Genomic DNA, 13882 nt, shown 5'->3' with positions numbered 1-13882 from the left:
AAAAATGGACTGTCCGTGTAGTTCAACTGGATAGAATATCAGATTTCGGCTCTGAGGGCTGGGGGTTCGAGCCCCTCCGCGGACGCAAACGTAGGTTTATATTAGTACAAGCGATTTGAGTTTACACTAACTAAAATTGCTTGTAACCTACTATTTCAGTGGGGTTTGGTGAGTTCCCTTTTAAAAAAAAATCATGTCTCAAATTTTCAAAAGAATATTCTAGTACTTGCCAGAATTTTTAATGAATTCTTTTGAAAGCCAAGTAGAGTACTGAACTTTTATAGTTCCTTTTTTTAAAGCAAAATATTTCTTTGGCTTGAATCATTCTTCTTTTACTGACTTTTTTTGTTTATTTTTTTTGTTTATTTTTTTTGTTTATTTTTTTTGTTTATTTTTTTCTAAATGTATAGTGAGCTAGGGAATAATAGCTGTGAAAATTGGTATTAATCTTTGGTATTGTCTGAATTGATCATAGGACTAAGGTACTATAGTCGACTTTTTTAGTAGGAGAGGGGATAAAAAAAAAGGATTTTTTTAGAAAACTGATATTTATCATGTTTTTTACTTTTCTACTTACCTATATTTGTTTTTGAATTATTGAAAGATAGGATGCAATAAGGTACTAAGACTTTTTTAAGTATAAGTATTGTTGACCCATTTGATAGAATTTTTTTATCCCTTTTCATAAAGTTAGTCTTCAATTGAGTTTTAGAGGTGGAGATCGCTAAAGAACAATAATAATAAGATTAATATTTTCATTATGTCCTGTGGAGAATTTTTGTAGTTTGTGAGTTTGACTACAATTATTCATATTGTTGTTAAAAAAGCACTAGTGTTAAGGCATTAGTGCTTTTTTTTGTGTCTGTTTGTAGGTTATTCTTTACCTTAGATTATTATTAGCTAAATTATATAAAGAATTATGAATCAAGAATACCATGTGCTATTACAGCAATGTGTAGCAATTTTAGAACAGGATTATAAAACTGTAGAACAGCGCTTATTGGATATTTGTACTATTTTAAATACAGAATTAGAGTATTATAATTGGGTTGGTTTTTATATGGCTGATCATTCTACTCGTACATTACACTTAGGACCTTATGTGGGGGAACCAACAGATCATACTGTTATTGACTTTGGAAAGGGAATTTGTGGACAAGTAGCTCTAAGCAATGAGACTTTTTTGGTGGAAGATGTTAAAGCTCAAGATAATTATATTGCTTGTAGTATTACCGTAAAATCTGAAATTGTTGTACCTTTATTTGTTGACGGTGTTAATATTGGGCAAATAGATATAGATTCAAACACTTTAAATGCCTTTACACAAGAAGATACTGTGTTTTTAGAAACACTAAACACTTATATTGCAAGACTTTTTTAAAGTGTGGTAGCTTATGCTGCGTTTTAATGTTCTTTGAAGATAAAAAAAAAGCTTAATGTGTGTTGTATTTTGAAAATAAAAATTACCTTTGCAACGAATTGTAGAAACACTGCAGTTCGCGCATAATAATTATTAAATCAATATTGGCATGTATTTAACTAAAGAAAAAAAGGCTGAAATCTTCGCTCAACATGGTGGAGCTGTAGCTAACACGGGTTCTGCTGAGGGACAAATCGCATTGTTTACTTTCAGAATTTCTCACTTAACAGAGCACTTAAAAAGAAATCGTAAAGATTATAATACAGAGCGTTCATTAGTACTTTTAGTAGGTAAAAGAAGAAGACTTCTTGATTACTTAAAGAAAACTGAAATTAACAGATATCGTGAGATTATTAAGGTATTGAATATTAGAAAATAATCAATAGAGAAGAGGTGCCCTTGTGCGCCTCTTTTTCTTTTTAACCTTTTTAGCAGATAACGCTGGTTTTTCATTGGGTTTCATTCTACTACACAACAACACACACACACACACAACACAGAATTATTAAAGTCTCTTTTTTAAAAAAGAGGCGAAACCCTAAAGTATTAAGTAATTATGATTCCTAAGGTAACAAAAGAAATTATCGATTTAGGAGATGGGAGAACTATCTCAATCGAAACAGGAAAATTAGCCAAACAGGCAGATGGGTCCGTAGTAGTAAGAATGGGTGACTGTATGCTTTTAGCTACAGCTGTTTCTGCACGTACTGCAAACCCTGGTATTGATTTCCTACCTTTAACTGTAGATTACAGAGAGAAGTTTTCTGCTGCTGGTCGTTTTCCAGGAGGTTTTTTTAAGCGTGAAGCTCGCCCAAGTGATCAAGAGATTTTAACAATGCGTCTTGTAGACCGTGTTTTAAGACCTTTGTTCCCTGACGATTACCATGCTGAAACACAAGTTATGATTCAATTGATGTCATATGATGAAAATGTGATGCCTGATTCATTAGCTGGTTTAGCTGCTTCAGCTGCATTAGCAGTGTCAGATATTCCATTCTATAACTATATTTCAGAAGTAAGAGTTGGACGAGTAGACGGTAAATTCATTATTAACCCTACTAAAGCACAGTTAGAAGTGTCTGATATCGATATGATGATCGGTGCATCTAAAGATTCTGTTGCAATGGTAGAAGGAGAAATGAAAGAAATTTCTGAAGCTGAAATGATTGAAGCAATTAAATTTGCTCACGAGGCAATTAAATTGCAAGTGGAAGCTCAAGAAAAAATGCGCGCGGCTTTAGATTTAGAGTACCGTACTTATGAAGGTGAAGAAGAAGATGCAAATATCGAATCTGCTGTTCATACAGCAGCTTATGAAAAGCTTTACGATATCGCTTCGCATGCGAGTGCAAAAAGCGAGCGTGGAGAGAAATTTGCTGAAGTTAAAGAAGAAGTATTAGCGTTATTTTCAGAAGAAGAAATCGAAGAGAAATCAGAGCTAATTAGTAAGTATTTCAACAAAGTTCAAAAGGAGGCAGTTAGAAATCTTATTTTAGATCAAGGTATTCGTCTTGATGGAAGAAAAACAACTCAAATTAGACCAATTTGGTCTGAGGTAGATTACTTACCTTCAGCGCATGGTTCTGCTATTTTTACAAGAGGAGAAACCCAAGCTTTAGCAACAGTAACTTTAGGTACTTCTAGAGAAGCTAATATTATTGATTTACCAAGTGATCAAGGAGAGGAAAGATTCTACTTACATTATAACTTCCCTCCATTTTCAACAGGTGAAGCTAAACCTCTAAGAGGTGTATCTCGTCGTGAGATTGGACATGGTAACTTAGCTCAAAGAGCATTAAAAAATATGATTCCTGCTGATTGTCCTTATACAATCCGCTTAGTATCTGATGTATTAGAATCAAATGGTTCTTCATCTATGGCAACAGTTTGTGCTGGTACATTAGCATTAATGGATGCTGGTATTCAGGTAGACAAGCCAGTTTCAGGTATTGCAATGGGGCTAATCAGTGATGCTAAAACTAATCGTTGGGCTGTTTTATCGGATATATTAGGTGATGAAGATCATTTAGGAGATATGGACTTCAAAGTAACTGGTACAAAAGATGGTATCACTGCTTGTCAAATGGATATTAAAATTGAAGGTTTAGCATACGATATCTTAGAGCAAGCATTAAACCAAGCTCATGTAGGTCGTCTTCATATTTTAGAAAAATTAACCGATACAATTGCTCAACCAAATGTACAAGTTAAGCCTAAAGCTCCAAAAATTATTACTGTTGAAATTCCAAAAGATTTCATCGGTGCTGTTATTGGACCTGGAGGAAAGAATATTCAAGCTTTACAAGCGGATACTCAAACTACTATCGTTATTAACGAAGAAGGTGATTTAGGTATCATTGAAATTTTAGGAACAGATCAAGAAGGAATGGATAAAGCTATTGCAGCAATTCAAAATACTACATTTGCCCCTGTAGAAGGAGAAGTTTACAAAGTTAAAGTTGTAAAAATGTTGGATTTTGGAGCAGTAGTAGAGTTTGTTCCTGGTAAAGAAACTTTATTACACGTATCTGAGTTAGATTGGAAACGTATTGAGAATGTTTCTGATGTTTTAGCATTAGGGGATGAAATCGAAGTGAAGTACTTAGGGATCGATCCAAAGACTAGAAAAGCAAAAGTTTCTAAAAAGGCTCTAATGCCACGCCCTGCTCGTCCAGAGAAAAAGGCTGAAGCTACCCCTAATAAGGAAGAAACAAATAAAGAAAAATAGTATTTTTATACTTATTATTATAGAGAAAGCACCCTAATTCAGGGTGCTTTTTTTGTTAAAATTTGATTTATTTCCTTTTTATGATAAAAGCATTATTAGCTTTTATTTATTGGTTTTTTGTTATTCTTGATTATTTAATTTTGAGTATATACCTCTTATTAGCTTTGTCTAATTGGGACATTCCAATTGTAAAATAATGGTTTTAATCTGTTTTTTTTGTCTAACAGTATAATTTTTAGTATCTTAGCCTAGTTACGAAAAGATGATATGCATTTCTTAAGAGTAAATGCCCTCTATTGTTAGAGTTTAATCATCCAATCTCATATTGTAGTTTTTTTACTACATCTATTCAAGAAATCACATAGTATTTCTTTCATTTTACACTCTTTATTTGATAGAGTGTCCTTTTTAGAACTCAAGTTATATGGTTCTATCTCGGCTGAGTGTTCAGTAACGATCTTTTTTATTAATTTCTTATAAGTTAGCTTATAAGGACAAAAATATTTTATTTAGTTATGTCAAATTTCAAAGTTGGAATTATTGGTGCTGGTCCCAGCGGATTAGCTATGTTAAGAGCTTTCGAATCGGAACAAAAGAAGGGTAATCCCATTCCAGAGATCAAATGTTATGAAAAACAAGATAACTGGGGAGGAATGTGGAATTATACTTGGCGTACTGGTGTAGGAAAATATGGAGAGCCTATTCATGGAAGTATGTATAAGTACCTATGGTCGAACGGTCCTAAAGAGTGTTTAGAATTCGCTGATTACACTTTTATGGACCACTTCAAAACACCAATTTCTTCTTATCCTCCACGTGAGGTTCTATTTGATTATATACAAGGTAGAATTAAGCAAAGTAATGCTCGAGATTTTATTAAGTTTAATACTGTAGCTAGATGGGTGGATTATAATGAAGAAACCACACAGTTTAGAGTTATTTTTGACGACTTAGTAAAGAACGAAACATTTGAAGAAATTTTTGACTATTTAGTTGTTGGAACAGGACATTTCTCTACTCCAAATATGCCTTATTTTAAAGGAATTGACAATTTCCCAAATGCAGTAATGCATGCACATGACTTTAGGGGTGCAGATCAATTTGTAGATAAGGCTGTTTTATTAATAGGAAGTAGTTATTCTGCTGAAGATATTGGAGTTCAATGTTTCAAGCACGGTAGTAAATCAGTTACAATTGCTTATCGTACTACTCCAATTGGTGCTAAGTGGCCTAAGGGAATCATTGAAAGACCTTCTGTAACTCATTTCGAAGGTAGTACTGCTTTCTTTAGGGATGGAACTAGTCAAGAGTTTGATGCGGTTGTGCTTTGTACAGGATATCAACATAAGTTTCCATTCTTGCCTGATAATTTAAGATTGAAAACTAAAAACTGTCTTTACCCAGATAATTTATACAAAGGGGTTGTATTCAATGAAAATGAAAAGCTTATTTTCTTAGGAATGCAAGATCAATATTATACTTTCAATATGTTTGATGCTCAAGCATGGTTTGCTAGAGATTATATGTTAGGTAGAATTAAATTGCCTAGTAAAGAAGTAAGAAATCAGGATATAGCAAAATGGGTAGAGGGTGAAGCTCAAACCGAAACAGGTTGCGATCATGTAGATTTCCAAACTGCTTATATTAAAGAATTAATAGATTTGACAGATTATCCAAGTTTTGATTTAGATAAAGTAGCAGATATGTTTAAAATCTGGATGCAAGACAAAGAGAATAACATTTTAAATTACCGTGATAAAGTATTTACTTCTGTTATGACTAATGTAACAGCAGAAGAGCATCATACTCCGTGGATGAAAGAGTTAGATGATAGTATTGAGCGTTATTTAGATGAAGTTGAAATTGACGAGGTTGAATTGAGTAAAGTTAAGAACTATTAATTCTTAACCTAGGCTAATTGCTAAATATTTGTTAATACCGAGCTTTGTTTTTAATTCCTTGTAACCTTTTGGGCTTAATCTACGTATAACTATATGTAACCCGAAGAAGAGTAATCTTAAAGGGTTAGTTAAACGAATAAAAGGATAGAAATAATATGAGACAACTTAAAATTACCAAGCAAGTTACCAATCGTGAAACTGCATCATTGGATAAATACTTGCAAGAAATTGGTAAAGTAGATTTGATTACCGCAGATGAAGAAGTAGAGTTAGCACAGCGTATTAAAGCTGGTGATCAAAGAGCTCTAGAGAAGTTAACAAAGGCTAACTTACGTTTCGTAGTATCTGTTGCAAAACAATACCAAAATCAAGGGTTAACACTTCCAGATTTAATTAATGAAGGGAATTTAGGGTTGATCAAAGCTGCTCAGCGTTTTGATGAGACAAGAGGTTTTAAATTCATTTCTTATGCTGTTTGGTGGATTCGTCAGTCTATTCTATCTGCTTTAGCAGAACAATCTAGAATTGTACGTTTACCTTTAAACAAAATTGGTTCGATCAACAAAATTAACAAGATGTATGCTTTATTAGAGCAATCTAATGAGCGTCCACCTTCTGCCGAAGAAATTGCTATCGAATTAGATATGACAGTAAATGATGTAAAAGAGAGTATGAAGAACTCTGGACGTCATTTATCTATGGATGCTCCTTTAGTAGAAGGGGAAGACTCTAACCTTTATGATGTATTGCGTAGCGGTGAGTCACCTAACCCAGACAGAGAGTTAATTCATGAATCATTACGTACAGAGATAGAAAGAGCTCTAGAAACTCTTACTCCTCGTGAAGCAGATGTGGTTAGACTGTATTTTGGACTAGGAGATCAACATCCAATGACATTGGAAGAAATAGGAGAAACTTTTGATCTTACTCGTGAGCGCGTCAGACAAATTAAAGAAAAAGCTATTCGTCGTTTAAAACATACTTCTAGAAGTAAAATATTAAAGACGTATTTAGGCTAAAAAATACAGAATACACTAAGTTGTATTTTATAAAAAAAAACCAGTGAGATCCACTGGTTTTTTTATGCTTATAAATAAAGCCTTTACAAAATGAAAAGGCTTTATTTTTATTTATTGTGTAACAACATATTTAATATCTTGTTCTGTAATTACTTTAGTAATGTTATGAGAAGCTAGTGATTTCATAGCTTTATCCCATTTCTTACCACTTAATCCAGTTTGTTCTTTTAATTGAGTTAACTCTAATTTGTTTTCATTCTTTTCTAAGATAGCAAGAATATCTTTTTCTTCTTGAGTCAATTCTACTTGAACTTCAGTTTTCTCTGGTCTCATTTGAGGGAAGAAAAGCACTTCTTGGATCGAAGGGTTATTTGTTAAGAACATAATTAAGCGGTCCATTCCAATTCCCAATCCTGAAGTAGGAGGCATTCCGTATTCTAAAGCTCTTAAGAAGTCTTGGTCAATAAACATTGCCTCATCATCTCCTCTATCTGCTAATGCCATTTGTGCTTCAAATCTTTCTCTTTGGTCAATAGGGTCATTTAATTCAGAGTAAGCATTAGCAATTTCTTTTCCACAAACCATTAACTCAAAACGCTCCGTCAAATCTGGATTATCTCTATGCATCTTTGTTAGAGGAGACATTTCTTTTGGATAGTCTGTAATAAAGGTTGGCTGAATGTAGTTCCCTTCACACTTTTCTCCGAATATTTCATCAATTAGCTTTCCTTTACCCATTGTTTCATCTACAGCAATACCCATAGATAGAGCTGCTTCTCTTAATTCCTCTTCTGATTTACCTGTAATATCAAATCCTGTGAATTCTTTAATAGAATCGGCCATTGTAATGCGTTTAAACGGAGCTTTAAAGCTAATTTGGTGTTCTCCAAAGGTTGCTTCTGTAGTACCGTTTACAGCAATAGCACAGTGCTCTAATAGCTTTTCTGTGAACTCCATCATCCAGTGGTAGTCTTTATAAGCTACATAGATTTCCATAACCGTAAATTCAGGGTTATGAGTTCTATCCATTCCTTCGTTACGGAAGTTTTTTGCAAACTCATATACTCCATCAAATCCACCAACGATTAATCTTTTTAAATATAATTCATTGGCAATTCTTAAATAAAGAGGAATATCTAAGGCATTGTGATGAGTAATAAATGGTCTTGCTGATGCTCCACCTGGGATAGATTGTAAAACCGGTGTTTCCACTTCCATATATCCAGCATCATTAAAGAACGAACGCATAGCATTGAATAACTTGGTTCTTTTGATAAATGATTCTTTGATAGATGGGTTTACCACTAAATCCACATAACGCATTCTATAGCGTAATTCTGGATCTGTAAATGCATCATAGGTTTTACCCTCAGCATCTGTTTTTGGTAATGGTAGTGGTCTTAATGACTTACTTAAAAGAGTAAGGTTTTTCACTCTAATCGTTTTTTCACCTACTTGAGTAGTGAAAAGTTCTCCTTCAATTCCAATGATATCTCCTAAATCTATTAGTTTTTTGTAGATTTCATTGTAAAGTGTTTTATCTTCTGTAGGACAAAGTTCATCTCTATTGATATATAGCTGAATCTTTCCTTGGCTGTCTTGTATAGTTGCAAAAGATGCTTTTCCTTGAATTCTTGAGGACATTAAACGTCCTGCTACAATTACCTGTTTACCTTCTTGAAAATCGTTCTGTATCTGCTTCGATGTTTGGTCAACAGGGAATAGGTTTGCAGGATAAGGATTTACACCAAGCTCTTGTAGTTTGCTCAGCTTTTCTCTTCTGATGATTTCTTGTTCTGAAAGTTGCATAATAATTGATTATTAATTTTATAAGGCAAATATAGTTAATCTTTGAAAATGCAACAATTTCAAAGTCTTTTAAAACACTTAAATTAGTAAAGAATCCGATAATTCGAGATAAAATAAATCTATTGTACTAAATTTATCGCCGCATAGTAAAAAATGTCGAAATTTGTCTGTCGTTATTAGGTTTTAGTAAAAGGCTAAATAGATTGATATTAAGACAAAACAGAGCAAATTAACCAGGAACTAACTTTTCAGATTAGTTACATTATCACTATTTAAAACCAGAAAGAAAATACTTATGAATAATAAAATTCAACTCATTGATTTAGGGTTAAAAGATTATAAACAAACATGGGATTATCAGGAAGAGTTGTTTCAGTCTATTTTGGACACTAAAGTGCAGAATCGCCGTTTAAATACCAATCATATTACTAATAATTATTTTCTTTTAGTCGAGCACCCTCATGTCTATACTCTAGGAAAGAGTGGTAAGTTATCTAACTTATTATTAAATCAAGAGCAACTAATACAAAAAGAAGCTAGTTTTTATAAGATAAATAGAGGAGGGGATATCACTTATCACGGTCCAGGTCAACTTGTAGGATACCCAATTTTAGATTTAGAAAATTTTTTCACAGATATACATAAGTACCTTAGGTTGTTAGAAGAAACAATTATTCTTGTTCTTAAGGATTACGGAATTCATGCCAGTAGAAGTGAGGGAGAAACTGGTGTTTGGCTAGATGTCGGTACTCCCTTTGCACGTAAGATATGTGCCATTGGTGTAAGGGCTTCACGTTGGGTAATTATGCATGGATTTGCATTTAATGTCAATGCAGATTTAGGGTATTTTGACAATATTATTCCATGCGGAATTAAAGAAAAAGGTGTTACTTCTTTACACGTAGAGCTTGGTGTAGATCAAGTAGATATGAAAGAGGTTACCGATAAAGTATTGTTCCATTTTAGCAATCTATTTGAGAGTGAATTTTTTAAATAATATAATTCTATGCAATCGCTTTTATTGTCTTATATAATAATGGTAAATTTGCAAGGATAACATATACACAACAACACTATGAAAAATACAATAATTGCTCCTTCTGTTTTAGCAGCTGATTTTGCAAATTTGCAAAGGGATGTTGAGATGATTAATAATAGCCAAGCAGATTGGTTTCATATCGATATTATGGATGGGGTTTTTGTACCTAATATCTCTTTTGGTATGCCAGTTTTAGAAGCCATTGGTAAACATGCCAGTAAGACGCTTGATGTGCATTTAATGATTGTTGATCCAGATCGTTATATTACTACTTTTAAAGAATTAGGGACTGATATTCTAACGGTTCATTACGAGGCTTGTAATCATTTACATAGAACTATACAGGCTATTAAGGCACATGGAATGAAGGCTGGTGTAGCTCTAAATCCTCATACTAATGTTAATGTGTTAGAAGAAGTGATTAAAGATTTAGATTTAGTACTTATTATGAGTGTTAATCCTGGTTTTGGAGGTCAAAGTTTTATAGAAAACACTTTTGATAAAGTACGTAAATTAAAAGCCATGATTCAAGAGAAAGGATCTAATGCTCTTATTGAAATAGATGGGGGAGTAACTAGTAAAAATGCAAAAGAGCTTGTAGAGGCTGGAGCCGATGCATTAGTTGCTGGCAGCTTTGTTTTTAAATCAGAGAATCCAACCCAGACTATAGCTGAGTTAAAAGAGATTTCCTCAAAATAGAATTTTATCTTCTTAGGTATTATAAATAAAAAAAAGCGGTTTATATAAACCGCTTTTTTTTATTTATATAAGTTTTGATATTACATCATCCCGGGCATAGCTCCACCCATTGGCATAGCTCCTTGACCTTCTTCTTTAATGTCCACTAAAGCACATTCAGTAATAAGAATCATTCCTGCAACAGAAGCTGCATTTTCTAAAGCTACTCTTGTCACTTTCTTAGGGTCAATTACTCCTGCCTGAAGCATATCAACATATTGATTTGTTTTAGCATTGAAACCTTGGTTTCCTTCTACTTCTAAAACTTTAGCTACAACAACTGATCCTTCTAGACCTGCGTTTTCAACGATAGTTCTAAGTGGTGCTTCAATTGCTTTTGCGATAATTGCAATACCTGTTTCTTCATCTGCATTTACAGGCGTTAAAGTTGATAAAGCAGCTTTTGATCTAAGTAGAGCAACTCCACCTCCAGCTACAATTCCTTCTTCTACTGCCGCTCTAGTTGCATGTAAAGCATCATCTACACGATCTTTTTTCTCCTTCATCTCTACCTCTGAAGCTGCTCCAACAAATAAAACTGCAACTCCACCAGCTAATTTAGCTAAACGTTCTTGAAGTTTTTCTTTGTCATAGTCAGATGTAGTAGCTTCCATTTGAGTTTTGATTTGATTAACTCTATTTTTAATCATTTCAGCATCTCCATCGCCACTAACAATAGTAGTATTATCTTTATCAATGTTTACTCTTTTACAAGTACCTAACATCTCTAAAGTTGTATTCTCTAATGTATATCCTTGCTCTTCAGAAATAACTACTCCACCAGTAAGGATAGCAATATCTTCTAACATTGCTTTTCTTCTATCTCCAAAACCTGGTGCTTTAACAGCAGCAATTTTTAAAGCTCCTCTTAATTTATTAACTACTAAAGTAGATAAAGCTTCTCCATCTACATCTTCAGCAATAATTAAAAGCGGTTTACCACTTTGTGCAATTGGCTCTAAAATTGGTAATAACTCTTTTAAAGAAGAAACCTTTTTATCATATAATAAAATGTAAGGAGTCTCTAAGTCTACCTCCATTTTATCTGAATTTGTTACAAAGTAAGGAGATAAATATCCTCTGTCAAATTGCATTCCTTCTACAACGTCCACATAAGTTTCAGTACCTTTAGCTTCTTCTACAGTGATAACACCTTCTTTACCTACTTTTTCAAAAGCTTTTGCAATTAACTCTCCAATAAAGTCATCGTTATTTGCTGAGATAGAAGCAACTTGTTTGATTTTATCCATTGAACCTCCAACCTCTTGAGATTGTTTTCCAAGTTCAGCTACAATAATTTCAACTGCTTTGTCAATTCCACGCTTTAAATCCATTGGATTTGCTCCAGCAGCAACGTTTTTCAATCCTTCCTTAACGATTGCTTGTGCAAGTACAGTAGCTGTTGTAGTACCGTCTCCTGCTAAATCATTGGTTTTAGAAGCAACTTCTTTAACCATTTGAGCCCCCATGTTCTCTAGAGTGTCTTCTAATTCTACTTCTTTAGCTACAGAAACTCCGTCTTTAGTTACAGTTGGCGCACCAAATGATTTACCAATGATAACGTTTCTTCCTTTTGGTCCTAATGTAACTTTAACTGCATTTGCTAAAGCATCTACACCACGTTTTAATCCTTCGCGGGCTTCAATGTCGAATTTAATATCTTTTGCCATTTTATTTTCTTTATATTATTTGTTATTCAATTATTATACGATTGCAAGAATGTCTTCTTCTCTCATGATTAGGTAATCTTTACCTTCAAATTTAAGATCTGTTCCAGCGTATTTTCCGTATAAAACAACGTCCCCAACTGTTACACTCATTTTATGGTCTTTCGTTCCATTTCCAACAGCTACCACTGTTCCTCTTTGTGGTTTTTCTTTTGCAGTATCAGGGATAAAGATACCTGAAGCTGTTTTTGTTTCTGCTGGTAGTGGTTCAATAAGAACTCTGTCTGCTAGGGGTCTAATATTTAGTGCCATATTGTATAGTTATTAAATTGAATTTTAGTTTTGTTAAAATTAAAAATGCATAAAGTATGCCAAAGATAAGCTTTGTCATATATAGCAAAAAAAAATGCCAGCTTGACAGCTAGCATTTTTGATTTTATATGTAATAATATACTAATGAACTTATTCTTGAATAGTTTCATTTGTAGCCTCTTCAGGTTGATCTGTGTTTGAAACCGGTAACGTCATTGTTGGCTCTGCAACAGCATTTGGGTCAAGTAATTTTGACTCACTACCTACGCCTCCGCTAAAACTTAAACTAGACATTAAAATTAATATAATTAATATTCCTCCTAATACCCAAGTACTTTTATCTAAGAAATCATTGGTGTTTTTTACTCCTCCTACAACTGTTGAACCACCAAAAGAAGAATCTAAACCTCCACCTTTTGGATTTTGTACCATTATAACTACAATAAGTAAGAAGCAAACGATTGCCATTAATACTAGGAATATTGTAAATTCTGTGTTCATAATTATTAATTATTATGTTGTTGTAATACTTTTATATCTGCTATTTGGTCTGCAAAGAAACTACTTTTTTCTGGATATTTCAAAATTAAAATTTCATAAGCTTGGATTGCTTTTTGATATTTTTTTTGATCTAGATAAATTTTTGCCAAGGTTTCTGTCATTATACTATTGTTGTCTACTAGTGAATCCTCAATGTTTATGCTAGTTAAGGATGGTTTTTTAGTTGGGACAATTTTAGGATTTGTTTCTATGAATTTATCAATTAAACCTTGTTTTTTTTGTTTTTCTGTCTTGTTAATTTTTTCATTTATCTCTAAAAGTTGTGCTTCTAGAGGCATGTTGGCTTCTTTTTCAACAGAATTTAACCTTTCTTTTGAAAGTAAGGAAGTGTTTTTTTCTATTTCAAGTTGTTTAGTAGCTTTTTGATTATTAGAAAGGCGGTCAAAACTTTCTATTAAATCATCAATAGTGCTAGTAGGCTTTAATTGGATTACTTTTAAGGCCTGTGAAGCTTCTTGAGTTGCTTCTTGTGAAAGCACCCCTTTGTAAGTTTGAAAATCCTCTGATGTGATATACTCAAATAAAATATCTCTATCTAAAGTATAGCAAGCTGTTTTTTTTAAAGCAGCATTATAAGATTTACTGTTTTGTAAATACAACGTTTTCAGATGTAAACATCGAACACTTTGTAAATAGGGATATTTATTCAATATCTTTTCAAAAGCAAGTGTATCCTCTTTTTGGATGT

The 13882-nt window shown here is 33.1% G+C and carries 12 protein-coding genes and 1 tRNA gene; 8 read left to right on the top strand and 5 right to left on the bottom strand.

Translation table 11 applies throughout. The annotated features are described in order from the left end of the window. The first annotated feature begins 11 nt into the window (after positions 1-11). The 6 genes from ACYSNX_RS04450 to ACYSNX_RS04425 all read left to right on the top strand — a co-directional run bounded on the left by ACYSNX_RS04450 (position 12) and on the right by ACYSNX_RS04425 (position 7068). Positions 12-85, top strand: a tRNA-Arg gene (locus tag ACYSNX_RS04450). An 834-nt stretch (positions 86-919) separates the two neighbouring features. Then, positions 920-1381 carry a GAF domain-containing protein gene (locus ACYSNX_RS04445; protein WP_461753484.1) on the top strand — a complete coding sequence of 154 codons (462 nt, stop codon included), beginning with the start codon at positions 920-922 and terminating at the stop codon, positions 1379-1381. 148 nt (positions 1382-1529) lie between these two features. Further along, positions 1530-1799 carry a 30S ribosomal protein S15 gene (gene rpsO, locus ACYSNX_RS04440; RefSeq protein WP_461753483.1) on the top strand — a complete coding sequence of 90 codons (270 nt, stop codon included), beginning with the start codon at positions 1530-1532 and terminating at the stop codon, positions 1797-1799. 177 nt (positions 1800-1976) lie between these two features. Then, a complete protein-coding gene (locus ACYSNX_RS04435; RefSeq protein ID WP_461753482.1) occupies positions 1977-4148 on the top strand; it encodes a polyribonucleotide nucleotidyltransferase in 2172 nt (723 codons plus the stop codon). 515 nt (positions 4149-4663) lie between these two features. Further along, complete coding sequence (locus ACYSNX_RS04430) at positions 4664-6049, top strand: trimethylamine monooxygenase (RefSeq protein ID WP_461753481.1); 1386 nt, start codon at positions 4664-4666, stop codon at positions 6047-6049. A gap of 155 nt (positions 6050-6204) precedes the next feature. After that, the gene (locus ACYSNX_RS04425) at positions 6205-7068 is read left to right on the top strand and encodes a sigma-70 family RNA polymerase sigma factor (protein WP_155092115.1); all 864 of its coding nucleotides are present in this window, start codon (positions 6205-6207) and stop codon (positions 7066-7068) included. A gap of 111 nt (positions 7069-7179) precedes the next feature. On the opposite strand, the gene lysS is transcribed toward ACYSNX_RS04425, so the two are convergent. After that, positions 7180-8877, bottom strand: coding sequence for a lysine--tRNA ligase (gene lysS, locus ACYSNX_RS04420; RefSeq protein WP_461753480.1), 1698 nt, complete (start codon positions 8875-8877; stop codon positions 7180-7182). Positions 8878-9172: 295 nt separating this feature from the next. On the opposite strand from lysS, the gene lipB reads away from it, so the two are divergent. Together lipB and rpe are read left to right on the top strand one after the other, a co-directional pair. Further along, a complete protein-coding gene (gene lipB / locus ACYSNX_RS04415; protein ID WP_461753479.1) occupies positions 9173-9874 on the top strand; it encodes a lipoyl(octanoyl) transferase LipB in 702 nt (233 codons plus the stop codon). Positions 9875-9952: 78 nt separating this feature from the next. Further along, positions 9953-10615 carry a ribulose-phosphate 3-epimerase gene (gene rpe / locus ACYSNX_RS04410; RefSeq protein WP_461753478.1) on the top strand — a complete coding sequence of 221 codons (663 nt, stop codon included), beginning with the start codon at positions 9953-9955 and terminating at the stop codon, positions 10613-10615. An 80-nt stretch (positions 10616-10695) separates the two neighbouring features. On the opposite strand, the gene groL is transcribed toward rpe, so the two are convergent. From groL to ACYSNX_RS04390, 4 genes are all read right to left on the bottom strand, one after another. After that, positions 10696-12324 (bottom strand): chaperonin GroEL, encoded by a 1629-nt coding sequence (gene groL, locus ACYSNX_RS04405; RefSeq protein WP_461753477.1) that lies wholly within the window; start codon positions 12322-12324, stop codon positions 10696-10698. Between the two features lie 33 nt (positions 12325-12357). Further along, on the bottom strand, positions 12358-12633 hold the full coding sequence (locus ACYSNX_RS04400; protein ID WP_461753476.1) for a co-chaperone GroES: 276 nt from the start codon (positions 12631-12633) through the stop codon (positions 12358-12360). Positions 12634-12783: 150 nt separating this feature from the next. Then, on the bottom strand, positions 12784-13134 hold the full coding sequence (secG, locus tag ACYSNX_RS04395) for a preprotein translocase subunit SecG (RefSeq protein WP_461753475.1): 351 nt from the start codon (positions 13132-13134) through the stop codon (positions 12784-12786). A gap of 5 nt (positions 13135-13139) precedes the next feature. Continuing rightward, positions 13140-13793: a tetratricopeptide repeat protein gene (locus ACYSNX_RS04390; protein WP_461753474.1), complete on the bottom strand. Its 654-nt coding sequence runs from the start codon at positions 13791-13793 to the stop codon at positions 13140-13142. Positions 13794-13882 lie beyond the last annotated feature (89 nt).

This window comes from Myroides sp. LJL115 (genome assembly GCF_054871665.1).
Note: the sequence above shows the minus strand (reverse complement) of the source record. Positions and strands in the feature narration are given on the sequence as shown.

Coding starts and splice junctions, on each gene's coding strand:
- ACYSNX_RS04445 (WP_461753484.1), top strand. CDS start 920: ATGAATCAAGAATACCATGTGCTATTACAGCAATGTGTAGCAATTTTA.
- rpsO (WP_461753483.1), top strand. CDS start 1,530: ATGTATTTAACTAAAGAAAAAAAGGCTGAAATCTTCGCTCAACATGGT.
- ACYSNX_RS04435 (WP_461753482.1), top strand. CDS start 1,977: ATGATTCCTAAGGTAACAAAAGAAATTATCGATTTAGGAGATGGGAGA.
- ACYSNX_RS04430 (WP_461753481.1), top strand. CDS start 4,664: ATGTCAAATTTCAAAGTTGGAATTATTGGTGCTGGTCCCAGCGGATTA.
- ACYSNX_RS04425 (WP_155092115.1), top strand. CDS start 6,205: ATGAGACAACTTAAAATTACCAAGCAAGTTACCAATCGTGAAACTGCA.
- lysS (WP_461753480.1), bottom strand. CDS start 8,877: ATGCAACTTTCAGAACAAGAAATCATCAGAAGAGAAAAGCTGAGCAAA.
- lipB (WP_461753479.1), top strand. CDS start 9,173: ATGAATAATAAAATTCAACTCATTGATTTAGGGTTAAAAGATTATAAA.
- rpe (WP_461753478.1), top strand. CDS start 9,953: ATGAAAAATACAATAATTGCTCCTTCTGTTTTAGCAGCTGATTTTGCA.
- groL (WP_461753477.1), bottom strand. CDS start 12,324: ATGGCAAAAGATATTAAATTCGACATTGAAGCCCGCGAAGGATTAAAA.
- ACYSNX_RS04400 (WP_461753476.1), bottom strand. CDS start 12,633: ATGGCACTAAATATTAGACCCCTAGCAGACAGAGTTCTTATTGAACCA.
- secG (WP_461753475.1), bottom strand. CDS start 13,134: ATGAACACAGAATTTACAATATTCCTAGTATTAATGGCAATCGTTTGC.